The sequence below is a fragment of the Pseudoalteromonas sp. BZK2 genome, from assembly GCF_014349195.1.
In the GTDB taxonomy this organism is placed as follows: domain Bacteria; phylum Pseudomonadota; class Gammaproteobacteria; order Enterobacterales; family Alteromonadaceae; genus Pseudoalteromonas; species Pseudoalteromonas simplex.
Genome location: NZ_JACSOG010000003.1, coordinates 100,812 through 119,559 on the forward strand (window position 1 = coordinate 100,812; position 18,748 = coordinate 119,559).

Here is an 18,748-nt window from a genome sequence, read left to right on the forward strand (position 1 = left end):
TAATTGCTACCTTTGCCAAGCATCTCATACAAAAAAAGCAGCCGAAGCTGCTTTTTGTAATGATTTACGATTATTAATCAATTTTTAAGCCTGGGCTTAATGTCGCTGGCATTGCTACTTTTTCAAGTTCTACCGAAGCAACCGGATATGCACAATAGTCAGCAGCATAATATGCGCTTGCTCTGTGGTTACCTGATGCACCAATACCACCAAATGGTGCAGCACTTGATGCACCCGTGATAGGACGGTTCCAGTTTACGATACCCGCACGAATACGACGTAGGAAATGGTCGTAATCTGCTGCACTGTCGCTTAATAAGCCAGCTGATAAACCAAAGCTTGTGTCATTCGCTTTATCAATAGCAGCATCAAAATCAGTGAAACGGAATACTTTAAGCAGCGGTCCAAAGTGCTCTTCGTCTGGGAAGTTAGCTACATTTGTACACTCTAAAATACCCGGAGTTACGAAACCGGTATTTTCTTTATGTGTAAGCTCAACAAGCACTTCTGCGCCAAGCTCAACAAGCTGCTGTTGCGCTTTGACCATACCAGCTGCTGCCGCTGAAGAAATCATTGACCCGATGAAAGGTTGATCTTCTGCGTCGTAGTCACCGACTTTAATTGCTTTCGTTGCTTTAATAAGACCCGCTAGGATGGCGTCACCCTGCTCGCCTGCTGGTAAGAATAACTTACGCGCACATGTACAACGCTGACCTGTAGAGATAAACGCAGATTGAATAATATCGTGGATAGCCGCTTTAGTATCAGCAACATCAGTAACGATAAGCGGGTTATTACCACCCATTTCTAAGGCTAAGATTTTACCCGGTTGACCAGCAAACTGCTCATGTAAAATATGACCAGTGCGCGAAGAGCCCGTAAAGAATAAACCGTCAATCCCTTTATGAGATGCCAGCGCTTTACCCGTTTCTACTTCACCTTGCACAAGGTTGATAACACCTGCAGGCAGGCCTGCCTTTTGCCATAACTTTAACGTTAACTCAGCAACTGCTGGCGTTAGCTCAGACGGCTTAAATACCACGGTATTTCCAGCTAGAAGTGCAGGCACAATGTGACCATTTGGTAAGTGACCAGGGAAATTATAAGGACCAAACACAGCTACTACACCATGAGGCTTGTGGCGGATCATCGCACGCCCTTGTGGCATTGGGTTTTCAACATCACCTGTGCGCTCTAAAAATGCTTTTTCAGAGATAGCAATTTTACCCACCATCGCACCTGCTTCAGTGCGTGTTTCCCAAAGTGGTTTACCTGTTTCTTGTGCGATAGCAATCGCTAATTCTTCGCTGTGCTCTTTAAGCGTTTCTGCGAATGTTTTTACAATCGCTAAACGCTCTGCAAATGTTTTATCAGCCCAGCTGTAAAATGCTTCACGTGCAGCAGCGACTGCGCCGTCTACTTGTTCAGCAGTGGCAGTGTTTGCTTGCCAAATTACATCATTATTTGCTGGGTTTACAGATTGAAAAGTATGACCAAGGCCTGCTTGCCATTGACCATTAATAAATTGCGCTGCATGAGTCATTAATATGTCTCCTGAATTCTATAGTTTTGCAAGTGATACTGAATCACCCGCTTCTAAGTGAAGTGCTTTTGCTAATTCACTTGAGATTGTAATGCTATCGGCATCACATGATAGGCTAACTTGAGTCACGGTTGCTCTAAAATCAGCAATTTTATCATTTGCTAACAATACCGTAGTGTCGCCTTGGCTTTCACCAATTTCTACTTTAACCGTTTGGGCATTTCTCACTGTAGCAATGTTATCAACTTTTGCTTCAACAGTTGGGCCTGCATCAAAAATGTCTACATAACCATTGAAGGTAAAACCTTCGCTCTTTAAAAGTTCAATCGCAGGGCGTGTATTATCATGCACTTGACCAATCACAGCTTGCGCATCTTTGCTCAGTAAGTTGACGTAAATTGGATATTTAGGCATTAACTCGGCAATAAATACTTTTTGGCCAATACCCGTTAAGTAATCTGCCGTTGGAAAGTCCATCGAGAAAAAGTGCTCTTCTAGCCATTGCCAGAATGGGCTTTCGCCATTGTCATCAGAAACACCACGCATCTCAGCAATTACGGTGTCAGCAAAACGCTCTTTATGTTGATTAATAAACATAAAACGCGCTTTTGAAAGCAATTTACCGTTATTATTTTTACGGTAGCCATCTTTTAAGAATAATGTGCACAGCTCAGTTGCGCCGGTGTAATCGTTACACAGGGTTAATATATCAACGGCTTTATACACGTCTAGCGTACGAGAAGAATGAATCACTTTGCTTAGATGATAATGATAAAAAGCATCATCTAAACCAACTGCAGCTTCAATCCCCGAAGTCCCTACAACTTCACCCGTTTCGCTATCTTCAAGAACAAACAAGTAACCTTCATCACCTGGCTGTTGCGCAGCTTTTGCAAATGAGCTGACAGAATGATCAATTTTCTTTTGTAATAGCTCTTCATTATTAGGCAAAGACGTAAAGCCATGGCCTGACTCATCAGCAATCTTTACTAACGCTTGGTAATCGCTTTGCTGGATTGGGCGAAGGATCATCATAAGTCCGCTTGCTCCCTTATAAATAACGGTAAATTAAGAAATGAGGGCAAGCTTAACTTGCCCTGAAATGACGTTTCGTTTAGCCGTTAACGACTTTTGCAACTGCTTTTTCGAAACGAGCCATACCTTCGCGGATATCAGCTTCTGGAATTACAAGTGACGGAGTGAAACGAACAACATCAGCGCCAGCTACTAAAGACATAACGCCTTCTGCAGTACCAGCCACTAAAAACTCTTTTGCACGACCTTTGAATTGCTCTGTTACTACAGCACCAATTAATAGACCTTCGCCACGGATTTCAGTGAATACATTGTACTTTTCGTTAATCGCAGTTAGTAACTCACGGAATAACGCTGACTTTTCTTTAACGCCGTTAAGTACTTCTGGTGTATTTACTGTGTCGAATGCAGCTTCAGCTACTGCACACGCAAGTGGGTTACCACCGTAAGTAGAACCATGAGTACCCACTTTTAAGTGCTTAGCAATATCAGTTGTGGTGATCATCGCACCGATAGGGAAACCACCACCTAATGCTTTTGCAGTCGTTAAGATATCTGGAGTTACATTTAGACCTTGATAAGCATAAAGCTCACCCGTACGGCCAACACCGGTTTGTACTTCATCAAAGATTAGTAGTGCATTGTGTTTAGTACACAGTTCACGAACACCCTCAACAAACTCAGCAGTTGGCGAAATAATGCCACCTTCACCTTGTAGAGGTTCCATCATTACCGCACAAGTATTGTCTGAGATAAGCGCTTCAAATGCCGCTAAATCGTTGTAGTCACAGTGAACGATATCACCAGGTTTTGGACCAAAACCATCAGAGTATGCAGCTTGACCACCTACTGTTACAGTAAAGAATGTACGGCCGTGGAAACCTTTGTTGAATGAGATAATTTGTGACTTTTGCTCACCAAAGTTATCAAGTGCAAAACGGCGTGCAAGTTTAAGTGCCGCTTCATTTGCCTCTGCACCTGAATTAGCAAAATATACTTTTTCAGCGAACGTTGCGTCAGTTAGCTTTTTAGCTAAGCGAAGCGCTGGCTCATTAGTCATTACATTTGATAAGTGCCAAATCTTTTCGCCTTGCTCTTTTAATGCACTTACAAGAGCTGGGTGACAATGGCCAAGACAGTTAACAGCAATACCACCCGCAAAATCGATAAATTCACGACCTTCTTGGTCCCATACGCGAGAACCTTCGCCTCGAACTGGAATAACACTTGATGGTGCATAGTTTGGAACCATTACTTGATCAAATAATTCGCGATTGACTGTCATTTTATATCCTCATAATTGTAAGCACACACAGAGTTTGGTGGCGCTTTAAAGCAAAACTAAGCCATTTTACTTAGCTGATTGAGCTTAGCGCAAAATCACCAAAATTACTCTTTGGTTCAATTTTCATTCATCCATTATTTCAGAAAATTTTCGTTATGTCTCTTAGAAAACTTTCATGCAGGCCTTGAAAACAAAGGGCTTGAGATATTTTTTCATGGATAGTGAATAACTATTTGAAGGCCTTTTTTTGCTCGAAATACTACAAAAAGGCGTAAGGCTAGTGAGCCAAGCACTGGCTAATGACAAAAACTTTGTCGCTGTGGATTGATAAACAATGAATGAATAGTCGCAAAAAAATTAACAATTTTTTTAATTAATTTGGATATGAAAGTGATCAAAATTGCATTTAGCTAACTGTTCAAGCTCTTCCTTAGTGAAATCGAAGTGTGCAAACCAACGCTCAGTTTCGTCACTTTCGACCAATTGATGCTCATTTAAACTTAAAAACTGAGCGTAACAACGTGCTTTTAAAATCACCTTGGTAAGCGGCAAATATTCATCGTTTTTAGCTAATGGAGTCGTTAACTGCTGCATCACCGCATTAAATGGTAAATACCTAAAGGCCATTTGTTCAATTACTGTTGCGGTTACTTTTAATGACAACTTGCTAAGCAAACTACTTAAAAACAAAGGATCAGGCTTGAGCTCTAATAATGCGGTATGCAAGTCTTTCTTTTGTTCATCACGCGCCATAGTTACTTTACGCTGCCAAACTCGCTCAAAAGTGCGTAAATACAAACGTACTAAGGCAATCTTCCCAACATCAAGCAGCATTCCAAGCGTAAATGCATGTTCTTCATTTACGCCATTTAGCTTCGCTATTTCTTGCGCTGCAATGGCACACGCCATTGAATTATCTCTTAGTCGACGCTTTAAAAGCGGGAATGGCTCAGTACTATGAGGCATCCAGTGGCGTACAGCAAATGTCGGCACAACAAACTTCAAGTTATCTAAACCAATGTAACGAAGTGCTAAAAGCGGGTTATCAACTTTAACGGAAGTATGCTTATTACGTTGTTGACGGTAAAAAGGCAAGTTCACAAACGCGACTAGCTCGCGCCCCAGCCAGCCTAAATCTTTAACCAAAGGCTCAAGTCGACCCACTGAAGCTGAACGTACAGCTAAAATATCTAAAATAGCAGGTACACTGTCTTGAATCCCAATCGTTTCGTGAATTACAGTATCAATATCTTCAAGCTGCTTATTCATCGCTGTTTCAATAACTTGATGTAACTGCTTACTCGCTTGAGCACGATATTTATGATGCGCCGTGCTTACCTTCTGACGTTTTTTTTCAGCAGCAACTTCTACTTCTAATAAAGTACGTTGCTCCATTGACTCGCCATAATCGATTTCTAAGGTATGAATAAAGCCAATTTGGCGCTGCGCAAAACTATGACCAAGCAAAAGATCGTGCGCGCGCTCATTAAGCACCATCGCAGTCCTTTGTTGTCGGGTTTCTTCAGTCATTTGCACAGGCGTATTGTCGGTCATATTTGTTAATTCACTAGCCTAAGATTAGAAGCGAGTTAAAAAGTTAGCAAGTAATTCAAGCCCTTGTTGGGTCAAAATTGCTTCGGGGTGAAATTGCACGCCTTCAAGTGCTAAATCATTATGCATGATCCCCATAATTTCATCAAAATCAGAATTTTGTTCTGTCCATGCAGTAATAGTGAAGTCACTAGGTAAGCTTTGTTTATCAACCACAAGTGAGTGATAACGACACACCGTCAGCGGGTTAGCTAAACCATTAAACACACCTTGGTTGCTGTGCTTAACTAATGATGTTTTGCCATGCATCACTTGCTTAGCGCGAATAACATCAGCACCCAGAGCCTGAGCAATGGTTTGGTGCCCTAAGCAAATACCGAGAATTGGCAACTGCCCTTTTAGTTGTTCCACCACTTGTAAAGAAATACCCGCTTCGTTTGGCGAACAGGGCCCAGGTGAAAGTACGATGTGCTCTGGGTTAAGCTGTTTAATCTCAGCGATACTGATCTCATCGTTTCGTTTAACTAATACATCTTGATCCAAGCGCTGAAAATATTGCACTAGGTTGTATGTAAACGAATCATAATTGTCGATCATTAACAGCATTGCGTGTAACCCAAAATTACTCAGTCAAAATAATGAAGGCGCATTTTACCCCAAGCACACATAAATGTCGGCAAAAAATGGCTTATTCATCAGCGATTAGATGCGCTGTGAGGTCAGCCCTTTCTTGCTCATTAAGTTTTTGCGAGCATTTATTTGCAAAGTCGTAACGTACTAGTACGGTTTTACCAACGGCACAGCAGTTATCCTGCTGCCAAGCCTCTTGGCGCAGTACGAATGAACTAGAGCCGACATGCTCAACACTGGTTTTCACTGTGACATCGTGACCATAAAACAACTCACCCACAAAGCTTACTTCAACCTTAGCAATGATCAGTTTCCACTCATAAGGGTTTAAATCAGGCGTAAAAAACCTGAAAATAGGCGCTCGGGCGGCTTCAAACCATACAGGGAGTACGGTATTGTTGATGTGCCCTAGCACATCTGTTTCGCTAAAGCGTGGTGTGATAGTTTCAGTAAACATAGTAACCCTATAAAAAATATAAACTAAAGGTAGCTCATGACGGACTTTATTCGCGTATACGAAAACGCCCTCAGCAAAGAATTTTGCGACAACTTTATCACGGTATTTGAACAAAGCCCTCATTTAAAACAAGGCACTACCTCAGGCGGAGTAGATTTAGCGAAAAAAGACAGCCGCGATTTATACCTTAATAATCACTCTGAATACGCTGAGCAACTTAAGCATATTCAACAAACGACTGCGGGTTACGTCTTCAAATACCTTGAAGAGCATATTTTTATGATGATTGGCGCCTTTGGTTTAAAGGTTTACCATCCGCAAACAGGCAAACCTGTTGACCTAACACAAGATAACTTTGAAGAAGTCGGCAAACCACAATTGCCATTACTCGTGCAGCAGATTTTTCGTATGGGTCCAATTCAAGCACAAAAATACGATATCAATAAAGGTGGTTACCCTTATTGGCATAGTGAGGTATACCCGCAAGCAGGCCATAACGAGGCCCTTCATCGCGTGTTATTATTTATGTTTTATTTAAATGATGTAGATGAAGGTGGTGAAACAGAGTTTTACTATCAACAACGAAAAATATCGCCAAAACAAGGTACTATGGTCGTAGCGCCGGGCTATTTTACCCACACGCACCGTGGTAATAAGCCTATTTCAAATGACAAGTATATTTTAACCTCGTGGGTCTTATTCAACCGTGCAGAACAAATTTATGGACAACCACAATCTTAGCGGCAAGCTGTTAGTAGAAAGAATGCAACGTTTGATATCACGCTTTTTGTTAGCATAAAAAGCAGCCCACTCGGGCTGCTTAAAACCAACAACTCAGCTTTAATCTGCCAGTAATTGATCAAATAAATCAAAAACCTTATCAAGCTCATCAATAGTGTTGTAATGCATACAACCAATGCGTACTACACCGCCTGTTTCTAATACACCTAGCTGCTTACATAGACCTTGTGCATAAAAGTTACCGTCCCACACGCAAATATGTTGCTTACCTAAAAATTCAGACACAACGCGTGGCTCGATGCCTTCAAACGTTAAAGCAAAAGTCGGTGTGCGTGAAGCTACGCGCTCTAGATCATCAATACCAAATAACTTAATGCGCGGGTAATCTGCTAAACGCGTTAAAAAATGCTTACTTAATGCCATTTCATGCTGTTTAGTCATAGTAAATGCGGCAGCTAATTTATCTCGGCGTGAATGACTATCATCAAGTTCACTAATTGCAGCAATGTAATCAACAGCAGCAATTAAGCCAGCTAGCGCTTCAAAGCTTTGTGTACCCGTTTCCCAGCGACCTGGCGCAACATCTTTTGCAGGTTCAACTTTATACGGTGTGAAACCTTCAAGGTGCTCTCGTTTGCCATAGACAATACCAAGGTGAGGACCAAAGAACTTATATGCAGAGCAGGCTAAGAAGTCACAATCAAGTGCTTGTACGTCTACTAGCTCATGAGGTGCATAATGTACGGCATCAACATAAACTAGCGCACCAACAGCATGTGCAAGCTCAACGATGCGTTTAATGTCATTAATTGAACCAGTGGTGTTTGATGCATATGTCACAGCAACAAGCTTTGTTTTGCTAGATAAAAGGCTTTCAAAATGTGCCATATCTAGGCTGCAATCAGCTTCGTTGATAAGGGTAGTTTTTACTGTCGCGCCTTTATCTTCAGCAGCTTGCTGCCAAGATGATACGTTTGAGAAGTGATCAGCATTGGTGACAATAATTTCATCATCAGCAGTCCAATCACGTGAGATGGCACGACTAAAGCTAAACGTTAAGCTTGTCATGTTTGCACCAAACACGATTTGCTCTTTAGATGGCGCATTTAATAAATCGGCTGCAGCTTGGCGAGCATTTGCCATTAACTCTACCGTTTTATCACTTGAGAAAAATGCACCGCCTAAGTTTGAGTTGAAGTAACCCAAATATGCACTCATAGCGCTTAGCACTGACTGTGGTACTTGCGAGCCACCTGGACCATCAAGGAAAATCGGTGACTGACCTGCAACTTGTTGCATAAGTGCAGGGAACTGGCGACGTAATTGCGTTAAGTTCATGGTTTACCCTTACGCAGTTAGTACGAAGCAATCAAGGTAACCTTCTTTGCTTGCGTCTAATTTATTCATTGGTGTAGCGTTGTGCCATACTTCACGGTCATTAATCAGTGCGAACATACCGTCTTTAATTTCCATTTTGAAACATGGTTCAGCTTGTTGGTGTTCATAAACAAGTAGCTCACCACCCTCTAGGTTTTCGTGTGATACACCACATACGCATACGTGATCAAAACCATCTTGGTGAACACCTTCAGGTGCAGCTGGAGTGTCGCTGTCGATCGCAAGCATTCTGAACTGATGAATTTCAATAACGCGATCATCACTGATACCCGTCATATCGCGAAATTGATTAACGATTTGCTTCATGCCATCAGTCGCTAATAAGCTATCTTCTAGATTTTCATAAGTACGCTCAACATTACCTTGGAAGGTATTGATTGAGTCATCTTGCACAAATGCTTTTGTTGGTTGTAGTTTTAATTCACCATCAACAACTTTGATTACTGAATAACGACGCTTACGAAATTCACCATCTGCGTATGGGTTTGCAGGTAGGTTAGCAAAAGAAGGCTTAACTGCGTCAATATGTGCTTGGCTTACAAAACGAAGCTGTAAAAGGTTCTGGTTGTTTAATGTAGTCATTTCGATCTCGCCTTAATACGTTGAGAATATTGGCGAGGATTTTAATGCAATTGGTAGGAAATTTTTGCGTTATTATGTAAACGCTGATGATGATTTATGTAGCTTTAAGATCGTATTTATAAATATTTTAGAAATTTTATCTAAAATAAAAAGCCCGCTAAAAGCGGGCTTTCTTGTCATTTAATTTAGCTAAAATTAAACAGCTTGCTGAACGATTACTTTGTCTGCCTTTTTAGTGTATTGAGGCATACGGTGGAAGTTCAGGTAACGATAAGTATCAGCTGCAGTTGCATTGATCTTATCTGCATACTCTTGGTACTCAGCAGGTGTAGGTAGTTTACCTAAGATTGCCGCTACTGCTGCAAGCTCAGCTGATGCTAAGAATACGTTAGCGCCAGTACCAAGACGGTTAGGGAAGTTACGCGTAGAGGTAGAAACAACTGTTGCTTTATCAGCAACACGTGCTTGGTTACCCATACATAGTGAACACCCTGGCGTTTCGATACGTGCACCTACGCGACCAAAGATACCGTAGTAACCTTCGTCAGTAAGCTGGTCTTTATCCATCTTCGTTGGTGGTGCAACCCAAAGTTGAGTTGGGATACGGCCACTGAAACCATCTAGTAGTTTACCTGCAGCACGGAAGTGACCGATGTTAGTCATACAAGAACCGATGAATACTTCGTCGATTTTCTCGCCTGTTACGTCTGAAAGAAGACGCGCATCATCTGGGTCATTTGGAGCACAAAGGATTGGCTCTTTGATGTCTGCAAGATCGATTTCAAGTACGTGCTTGTACTCTGCATCTGCATCAGCTTCCATAAGTTCTGGGTTAGCTAACCACTCTTGCATTGCTGTGATACGACGCTCAATAGTACGAACATCGCCGTAACCTTCAGAGATCATCCACTTAAGCATTACGATGTTTGACTCAAGGTATTCAGCGATAGACTCTTTAGAAAGTTTAACAGTACAACCTGCCGCTGAACGCTCAGCTGATGCATCAGAAAGTTCGAAAGCTTGCTCAACTGTTAGGTGCTCAACACCTTCGATTTCTAGTACGCGACCAGAGAATTCGTTGATCTTACCTTTCTTCTCAACTGTAAGAAGACCTTCTTTGATACCGTAGTAAGGGATAGCATGAACTAGGTCACGTAGTGTGATACCTGGCTGCATTTCACCTTTGAAACGTACTAAGATTGACTCAGGCATATCAAGAGGCATTACACCTGTTGCTGCTGCGAATGCTACCGCACCTGAACCCGCTGGGAATGAAATACCTAGAGGGAAACGAGTATGTGAGTCACCACCAGTACCTACTGTATCTGGTAATAACATACGGTTTAACCATGAGTGGATTACACCGTCACCAGGACGTAGTGATACACCGCCACGGTTCATGATGAAATCAGGAAGTGTGTGGTGAGTGTTTACGTCGATTGGCTTAGGATAAGCTGATGTATGACAGAAAGACTGCATTGTTAAGTCTGCAGAGAAACCTAAACACGCAAGGTCTTTAAGTTCGTCACGTGTCATAGGACCTGTTGTATCTTGCGAACCAACAGTTGTCATTTTCGGCTCACAGTATTGACCAGGACGTACGCCTGGCATGTTACATGCTTTACCAACCATCTTCTGAGCTAATGTGAAGCCTTTACCAGAGTCAGTTACAAGCGCTGGCTTACGGAAGATATCTTCTGCTTCCATACCTAGTGATGCACGTGCTTTATCAGTTAAACCACGACCAATGATCAATGGAATACGACCACCAGCACGCACTTCATCAAGAATTACGTCTGATTTAAGAGAGAAAGTCGAGATTACTTCATCAGTACCGTGACGCTTAACAACACCTTCGTATGGGAAGATATCGATTTGGTCACCCATGTTTAGCTCATCAACAGGTAGTTCGATTGGTAATGCACCAGAGTCTTCCATTGTGTTGAAGAAGATAGGAGCGATTTTACCGCCTAAACATACACCACCAACGCGTTTGTTCGGTACGTGAGGAATATCATCACCCATGAACCAAAGTACAGAGTTAGTTGCAGATTTACGAGACGAACCCGTACCAACTACATCACCAACGTATGCAAGAGGTAAACCTTTCGTTTTAAGCTCTTCTAGTTGTGAGATTGGACCAACTTCACCTGGTTTTTCAGGATTGATACCATCACGTTCGTTCTTCAGCATTGCTAAAGCGTGTAGTGGAATATCAGGGCGAGACCATGCATCTGGAGCAGGTGAAAGATCATCAGTATTTGTTTCGCCAGTTACTTTGAATACGGTAACTGAGATTTTTTCAGCAACTGCAGGCTTGTTCACAAACCACTCAGCATTTGCCCAAGATTCGATTACTTGCTTAGCAAATTCGTTACCCGCTTTCGCTTTTTCTTCTACATCATAAAAAGCATCAAACATTAATAATGTGTTTGATAAACCTTTAACAACGATTGGCGCTAACGCTTCGTCATCTAAAAGGTCAATCATAGGCGCGATGTTGTAACCACCTAGCATAGTACCAAGTAGCTCAGCTGCTTTTTCTTTTGATACAAGTGGAGAGCTCGCTTCACCTTTTGCAACTGCAGCCAAGAAACCTGCTTTGATATAAGCAGCATCATCAACACCTGGTGGTACACGGTTAACTAGAAGATCAACGATAAACTCTTCTTCACCTGCCGGTGGATTTTTGATTAATTCAATAAGATCAGCCGTTTGCTGAGCATCTAATGGCGCTGGTACGATACCTAACGCGGCACGTTCTTCTACGTGTTTACGATATTCTTGTAGCACAATATTGCCCTCTTGGTGACGTGAAAGTACTCGGTAGTATTAAGCTAAATACCAATTAAGACCCAGTACTTATAGTATTCTGACAGTTAATTATAAAGCTTTTAAGTATAGATGAAAATCCATGCGGTAAGTAAGGAGTTTAATAGTCACTATAAATACCATGAATAGTACTAGAAAAAAACGCTATTCAAATGAATATTTATTAAGAATCATTCCTATCTAACCAATTCCTAGTACTTAGAAAAGAAAAAACCCAGCACTAGGCTGGGTTTTTAAAATTTGCGTAAAGAGTTAGATTAACGCTCTACTTTAACACGTTCAATGACAGTTACTTTCGCTTCAACACGACGGTTTTCGGCGTGAGCTTCTGGTGTGTTTGCTGGGTTTTTAAGACGCTCTTCACCCATACCAACAGTAGTTAGACGCATTGGATCAATGCCATCTTCGATTAGTTTCTTAGCAACCGCATCAGCACGTTTCTTAGATAACCACTTATTGTAGTCAGCTTTACCTACTGATGAAGAATGACCTTCAAGCACTACGTCAGTACCTGGGTGCTCTTTTAAGAATGCTGCTGCAGCATCAATATCATCTAGGTATTGTTGAGATACTTTAGATGTGTTGTTAGGGAACGTGATTAGTAAGCTCTTAGTTACTTCACGATCTTCATATAGCGTACAACCAGTACCATCAACAGCGTCAGTCATTGGTGTATTTGCACATTGATCGTCTGCATCAGGGATATTATCTCCATCGCTATCTACTGGTTCTACAGCAACAGGAACAACCGTAGGAGCAGGCTCTACAGGCTCAGCTGGCGCGCTTTGAGCACCGAAGATGTAGCTAAGACCTAATTTAGCACCCACATCTGTATAACCACGGTCTAGACCTTGGTATAAAGACGTTTCTGCATTAAATGCGAAATGCTCTGTAAAGTAGTGTTGATAACCTGCACCCACATTAGCAAACATTAAATCTTCATCAACCGCATCAAGATTTTTTAAACCAAAAATACCGTAGAAAGGACTACCACCAAAGTGGTAAAGACCATCAATACCGTAACGCTTACCACTTTCTGAACCACTCATCGACGTACCGTCGTTTAATTCAGCTTTCCAGTCAAAATCCATATCAGCGTATTCTAGACGCGCACTCCAGTAATCACTGAAGCGGTAACCTAACTCTAGACCCCAGCCTGTTGAATCATCAACATCAAGACCGCCTGGTGCGTAGTCACGAACATTTTCCCATGAATTATCATAGTAATCGCCAAACGCACCAATATAAAAACCTTGCTTTTCAGCAGCGAAGCTAGAAGCACTTGTTGCAGCAAGAGCTAAAGCTATAGTTAGTGATTTTAGTTTCATGTTTCCTTCCCTTCCATTTAAGTAACTAAAGGCTGTGTAGCCTAAACTCTGTCAAGATAGATGATGAGTAATTAATCCAAACTTAATAAACTAAAACTACAATAAATTTGTTAATTTCAAAACACCACCTAAAAAAGTGACGTTTAGCACCGTCGAAATGCCATAGAATGGCATACCAAATTAACAGTGCTCAAAAAAACTCTAATTTACCTAGTGATAATTACACGAGATAACAATAAGAACATAGTACAATAATCACCCATTTGCTGCGATGATTCAAATCAATATAAGTGTACCTTATTTTTATACCATGCCGTATACCTTTAAGAGTATCGCGTTTATTAAAAAAGTAAATGCGTTTTTAAGGTATAAAAAAAGCTGAACCATAAAAATAGTTCAGCTTTAATCTCAAGATTATTAATAAATTACAATAAGCTAATAGTAATCTATTACTTACGCATAACCTTTACACGTTCAACCGTACTAATTTGTGCTTCAACACGACGATTTTCTGCATGCGCTTCAAGCGTATATGCTTTGTTCTTCAGGCGTTCTTCACCATAACCAACCGTAGAGATTCTATCTGATGAGATACCGTCTTTAACTAACTCTTCAGCTACATCTTTAGCACGTTTTTCAGAAAGCTTCATGTTGTAATCCGCATCACCAACTGCTGATGCATGACCTTCAAGAACAACTGATGTGCCTTCGTTTTCTTTCATAAATGCTGCAACATCAGCAATATCGCTGAAGTATTTATTTGGTACTTCTGCAACATCATGCGGGAAAGTAACTAGTAAAGTGATTGTTGCCTCTTTTTCTTCATAAAGAGTACAGCCCTTGCTATCTACCGCATCAGTCATTGGTGTATTTGCGCATTGGTCATCAGCGTCCATTACGCCATCGTTATCGCTATCTGTAGGTCCACTTACTACAGGAGCTGGCTCAACAGGAGCCGCAGAGCTGCTTTGATCACCAAAGATATAGCTTAAACCTAACTTAGCACCCACATCGGTGTAACCACGATCAAGGCCTTGGTACAAAGAAGTTTCGGCATTGAAAGCAAAGTTATCTGTGAAGTAGTGTTGGTAGCCAGCACCAACGTTTGCAAACATTAAATCCTCATCAACAGCATCAAGGTTTTTCAAACCAAAAATACCGTAAAATGGGCCACCACCGAAGTGATATAAACCATCAATACCGTAACGCTTACCACTTTCAGAACCGCTCATCGATGTGCCATCGTTTAGTTCAGCGGTCCAGTCAAAATCCATATCAGCATATTCTAAGCGAGCACTCCAGTAATCGCTAAAGCGATAACCCAGCTCTAAACCCCAGCCTGTTGAATCATCAACATCAAGGCCGCCTGGTGCGTAATCGCGAACATTTTCCCATGAATTATCATAGTAATCGCCAAATGCGCCGATATAAAAACCTTGTTTCTCAGCAGCAAATGTTGAAGCACTAGTTGCAGCAAGTGCCAAAGCTATAGTCAGTGATTTCAGTTTCATTGTTTCCTTCCCATTTTCATAATAAAGCTCGTAAGAGCTCGTATTTTTTGAGTAATCAAAACTTTAACAATACAAAAAACGATTAGTTACTTTGCATTGACATTCAACTTATTAATTAATCCATAACTATTAAGGTACTAATAATAGCCTAGCCTAATTTCGTAGATAAGCGATTAAATGTATGACCAAACCAGCTTCGAATACCGTATGAGATCATCTTTTAAAGCAATAGATTAGCCTAAAATCTATAATACCACCGCCTATTAGAGCGCTCAATCAGCATACAGTTAAATTCAATAAATAGGAATTTTCCTAGTTAATTTAAATGACTAGGTCCCACAAAAAGTTTGATAATTTTTATCATAATCTTTTGGGGCCTGAAGCCATTCAAATTGACGCTCATCGTAAACATATGGATCGTTAAATGCTTCTAAAAAGGCGTCTTTTAATGAACTTTCTCCCGATGCTTCGTATTCCGCTAGGATCATTTCAATAGTATGATTACGTGGAATGACTGCAGGATTAACAGCGCGCATAGTTTCATAACTTTTAGACGAAGTCCTCACGTTCCACTTTTTATGCCACTCTTTTAAACTAGTTGGAATTGCAAAATCCGCAAGTAAAGATTCAGTCAGAGCATTGAAAGTATTAGTATAATCGAGCTGATGTTGCTTCATTAAACCTAGCAACTCTGAAACTAAAGCATGATCGCCTTCGTGCTGACCTGCTAATCCTAATTTCTGCTGCCACATAGTATTAAATGCATCATTAAATTTAGCTGCAAAGCCATTTACAACCGGTGAGAGTTGTTCGACGGCACTCTCTTGATCAGCAAATAACGGAATTAAGCTTTCAGCCAAGCGTGCAATATTCCAATTAGCAATATTCGGTTGATTTCCAAATGCATAACGCCCTTGATGGTCAATCGAACTAAACACCGTGTCTAGGTCAAACTGATTCATCATCGCACAAGGGCCATAGTCAATGGTTTCACCACTAATCAAGGTATTATCTGTGTTCATCACACCGTGTATAAAGCCAATTCGCATCCAACTGATAACCAGCTCTATTTGCTTATCGAGTACAGCAGTTAAAAACTCAATATAACGCTGCTCACCCGTACTGTTAATGTCAGGAAAATGACAATTAATTGCGTAATCAACGAGCTTCTCTAGCCCTTTTATATCACCTTGTGTAGCTAAGTATTGAAATGAACCAACACGGATGTGACTTTTAGCTAGGCGAGTAACAACTGCCCCCGGGCGTGGTGGCTGACGATATACCGTTTCGCCAGTTGTAACCACAGCTAAACAGCGCGTAGTTGCGATGCCAAGCGCATGAAGTGCCTCACTCATAATGTACTCTCGAACAGCTGGACCAATGGCACAGCGACCATCACCACCGCGCGAGAACACTGTTGCTCCAGCGCCTTTTAACTGTAAGTCCCACAATGTGCCATCTTTATCTGCAATAGCCCCAAGTAAATGCGCTCTACCATCACCAAGACGCGGTGAAAAATGACCAAATTGATGACCTGAGTAACCAAGAGCAACCGGCGCAACGTCGTTATCTATCGTTGAACCAGATAGCAATTTAGCTAAAAATTCGCTGTCGTGTTTAATTGCGAAATTATCAGCTAGCTTGTCATTAAATAGCAGTAATTGCGGCTCGGCAACGGCGCTCGGCATATCCTTGATAGCAAGTAGTTCACTAATATCTGTGTATCGAGTTTGCAGTTTCATAACTGTCCTTAACGTGTTGCGACACCAACACGATTATCGCCTACACCATAGGCCACTAGTTGGCTTAGTGCCTGCAGGCTGTAACCGCTTTGCTGTTGTAATTCGTTGAAAAAATCTTGCGCTGCTTGCAGTGACTTTTTAGTTTGTAAGCCGCCATCTATCAACTCATGGGCACGCAAATAGGCTTCTACATCCCGAGAAAGTAAAAAAGTATCTTTACCAAGCGCTCGTAAAGCGTATGGGCCAGTATTTCCCCCTAAACGCGCACCATGCTTTTTAAGATAAGCCCACAAACCAATAATATTGTCAGTAGGCCAATCTGCAATAAATTGGCTAAAGCTGCCATGCTTCTCAGCAACTTCGTGGATCATGTACGCATTTTCTGGGATCGTTTGTACTTTTTTAAAATTGCGAACAATTCGCTCATCACTGGCTTTTTGCTCGAGCATATCTGGCGGCATCATCAACAATTTTTCTACACTGAAATCCCAAAACACATCACGAAAACCAGCCCATTTATTATTGATAACAGACCAATAAAAACCGCTTTGAAAGACTTTACGCGTGAACTCTTCTAACCATAAATCGTCATGCATTTTAGCAATATCAGCATCGTCGAGCGGGTTTGATAACAGTGCTTGCAGCATTTCTTCACTGCCCTTTCGAGATACGGCTCGTTGATAAATATCGTTAAATTTTTCCATCATTTTTCCAATTGATTTGGTTAGCGCTAAGTGTACGTAAAAACACGGTTATACGTAACCATGTTGCAAATTCGGTCACTAAAAAACAAATTCCTCGCCTTGACACCTAGACGGCTAAAATGCTTTAATCGCTGCAAATACCCTATTTAACTATGTTGGCTTTAACCTTTAAAGCGAGCATAAAGGGCTGGAAGAGGTGCGTTATTCAGGTAGCGTATGGGAAGAGCACAGACTCTGTTGATCATACGTGAGGGGAATTAACGCCGAGAAGTAACACCGTTTGTGAGGTGCTTATTTCGGGCGACTGGGCTGAATCCCAGCGACTGTCACCAACAATAGCAAAGTGCTATTGATTAGTTTGGTGGAGAGCTTCTGGTCTTAGTATAATAAGGCCGTCGCGTCTTTATTATTTTAAGCCCATTCGCTCTTCGAATTATACCTTGTTCGAACGACGACATGCGGCTCCATTCAAATGTTCCCGCATAAACTCTTCGAATACCTTATAAGTTCGTGAGAGATGATCAACAATTTTGATTTAAACGACTATCCATTATGGACAGCGCTTGTCACGCCATTTTCTGAATCTGGCGAGGTCGATTACACAGCCCTTGAACAACTGGTCGCTGAGCAGCAAGATGCAAATAACGGCATTTTATTACTTGGCAGTACCGGTGAAGGACTGGCGCTTTCACTCAAAGAGCAACAAGCCATCGTGGAGCATGTTTGCCAATTAGCACCGAGTGTACCACTCATGGTTGCTGTGGGCGGCATGAACCTCAAGCAACAAGTTGCTTGGGTTGAATACTGCAACCAACTACCTATTCATGGCTATCTATTGGGCTCACCTCTGTATGCAAAACCTGGGGTAGTTGGCCAAACACATTGGTTTGAAAGCCTTCTTGATGCAAGTAATCACCCATGTATGCTGTATAACGTACCTGGACGCAGTGCAGTTGAGATTTCACCGCAGGTGATCAAAAACCTTGCTGACCACAAAAATCTTTGGGCTTTAAAAGAAGCCAGTGGCGACATTAGCAAATTTGAAGGCTTTAGAACGGCATCGCCAACACTGGCCATATTTAGTGGCGATGATGCTCTTATGCCGTATTTTGCTCAAGCAGGAGCAAAAGGTTTAGTTTCGGTTGCCGCGAATGCTTGGCCGAGTCAAACCCATGAGTTTGTTAAACGCAGTTTAAGTGGTCAATACCCAAATCTATTCACCGATTGGTCGCAAGCGATTCAAAGTTTATTCGCTGTGGCAAATCCAATCCCCGTAAAAGTACTGATGCACCTGCAAGGTAAAATAAATACCCCGCATTTACGTCCGCCGCTTACGCATTTAGAGCTTGAGCAAACAGACAGCATCACCCACGCAAACAACACAATTTTATCTTGGAACTAAAAACAGG

Annotated in this window: 15 protein-coding genes and 1 riboswitch; of the genes, 2 read left to right on the plus strand and 13 right to left on the minus strand. The window is 41.6% G+C overall.

The genetic code is table 11. The features are described from left to right. Positions 1–73: 73 nt before the first annotated feature. The 6 genes from astD to BIZ38_RS02865 form a co-directional block, all read right to left on the minus strand. Positions 74–1,543, minus strand: a complete 1,470-nt coding sequence (gene astD / locus BIZ38_RS02840) for a succinylglutamate-semialdehyde dehydrogenase (protein ID WP_166340658.1) — start codon at positions 1,541–1,543, stop codon at positions 74–76. An 18-nt stretch (positions 1,544–1,561) separates the two neighbouring features. Further along, the gene (gene astA / locus BIZ38_RS02845; RefSeq protein ID WP_054552418.1) at positions 1,562–2,578 is read right to left on the minus strand and encodes an arginine N-succinyltransferase; all 1,017 of its coding nucleotides are present in this window, start codon (positions 2,576–2,578) and stop codon (positions 1,562–1,564) included. 79 nt (positions 2,579–2,657) lie between these two features. Continuing rightward, on the minus strand, positions 2,658–3,863 hold the full coding sequence (locus tag BIZ38_RS02850; protein WP_054552417.1) for an aspartate aminotransferase family protein: 1,206 nt from the start codon (positions 3,861–3,863) through the stop codon (positions 2,658–2,660). A gap of 369 nt (positions 3,864–4,232) precedes the next feature. Continuing rightward, a complete protein-coding gene (locus BIZ38_RS02855) occupies positions 4,233–5,393 on the minus strand; it encodes an HDOD domain-containing protein (RefSeq protein ID WP_187489553.1) in 1,161 nt (386 codons plus the stop codon). 48 nt (positions 5,394–5,441) lie between these two features. Continuing rightward, positions 5,442–6,020, minus strand: coding sequence for an anthranilate synthase component II (locus BIZ38_RS02860; protein ID WP_135923252.1), 579 nt, complete (start codon positions 6,018–6,020; stop codon positions 5,442–5,444). Positions 6,021–6,102: 82 nt separating this feature from the next. Next, on the minus strand, positions 6,103–6,501 hold the full coding sequence (locus BIZ38_RS02865) for an acyl-CoA thioesterase (protein ID WP_187489512.1): 399 nt from the start codon (positions 6,499–6,501) through the stop codon (positions 6,103–6,105). Between the two features lie 36 nt (positions 6,502–6,537). On the opposite strand from BIZ38_RS02865, the gene BIZ38_RS02870 reads away from it, so the two are divergent. Beyond that, complete coding sequence (locus BIZ38_RS02870) at positions 6,538–7,242, plus strand: 2OG-Fe(II) oxygenase (RefSeq protein WP_138602461.1); 705 nt, start codon at positions 6,538–6,540, stop codon at positions 7,240–7,242. 99 nt (positions 7,243–7,341) lie between these two features. Here the strand turns inward: BIZ38_RS02870 and BIZ38_RS02875 are convergent, their stop codons facing one another. From BIZ38_RS02875 to BIZ38_RS02905, 7 genes are all read right to left on the minus strand, one after another. Beyond that, on the minus strand, positions 7,342–8,580 hold the full coding sequence (locus BIZ38_RS02875) for a cysteine desulfurase-like protein (RefSeq protein ID WP_187489513.1): 1,239 nt from the start codon (positions 8,578–8,580) through the stop codon (positions 7,342–7,344). Between the two features lie 9 nt (positions 8,581–8,589). Further along, positions 8,590–9,222 carry a 2OG-Fe dioxygenase family protein gene (locus BIZ38_RS02880; protein WP_054552412.1) on the minus strand — a complete coding sequence of 211 codons (633 nt, stop codon included), beginning with the start codon at positions 9,220–9,222 and terminating at the stop codon, positions 8,590–8,592. A gap of 195 nt (positions 9,223–9,417) precedes the next feature. Further along, positions 9,418–12,015: a bifunctional aconitate hydratase 2/2-methylisocitrate dehydratase gene (gene acnB / locus BIZ38_RS02885; RefSeq protein ID WP_054552411.1), complete on the minus strand. Its 2,598-nt coding sequence runs from the start codon at positions 12,013–12,015 to the stop codon at positions 9,418–9,420. A gap of 296 nt (positions 12,016–12,311) precedes the next feature. Continuing rightward, a complete protein-coding gene (locus tag BIZ38_RS02890; protein WP_187489514.1) occupies positions 12,312–13,382 on the minus strand; it encodes an OmpA family protein in 1,071 nt (356 codons plus the stop codon). A 449-nt stretch (positions 13,383–13,831) separates the two neighbouring features. Next, entirely contained in the window at positions 13,832–14,893 is a 1,062-nt protein-coding gene (locus BIZ38_RS02895; RefSeq protein WP_054552409.1) for an OmpA family protein, read from the minus strand. 329 nt (positions 14,894–15,222) lie between these two features. After that, on the minus strand, positions 15,223–16,635 hold the full coding sequence (locus BIZ38_RS02900) for a protein adenylyltransferase SelO (protein ID WP_187489515.1): 1,413 nt from the start codon (positions 16,633–16,635) through the stop codon (positions 15,223–15,225). Positions 16,636–16,643: 8 nt separating this feature from the next. Then, positions 16,644–17,339: a DNA-3-methyladenine glycosylase I gene (locus BIZ38_RS02905; RefSeq protein ID WP_054552407.1), complete on the minus strand. Its 696-nt coding sequence runs from the start codon at positions 17,337–17,339 to the stop codon at positions 16,644–16,646. A 183-nt stretch (positions 17,340–17,522) separates the two neighbouring features. Further along, a riboswitch (Lysine riboswitch) is annotated at positions 17,523–17,719 on the plus strand. Between the two features lie 137 nt (positions 17,720–17,856). Between BIZ38_RS02905 and dapA the strand changes: the two genes are divergently transcribed. Then, on the plus strand, positions 17,857–18,741 hold the full coding sequence (gene dapA, locus BIZ38_RS02910; RefSeq protein WP_138602467.1) for a 4-hydroxy-tetrahydrodipicolinate synthase: 885 nt from the start codon (positions 17,857–17,859) through the stop codon (positions 18,739–18,741). The last annotated feature ends 7 nt before the right edge of the window (positions 18,742–18,748 follow it).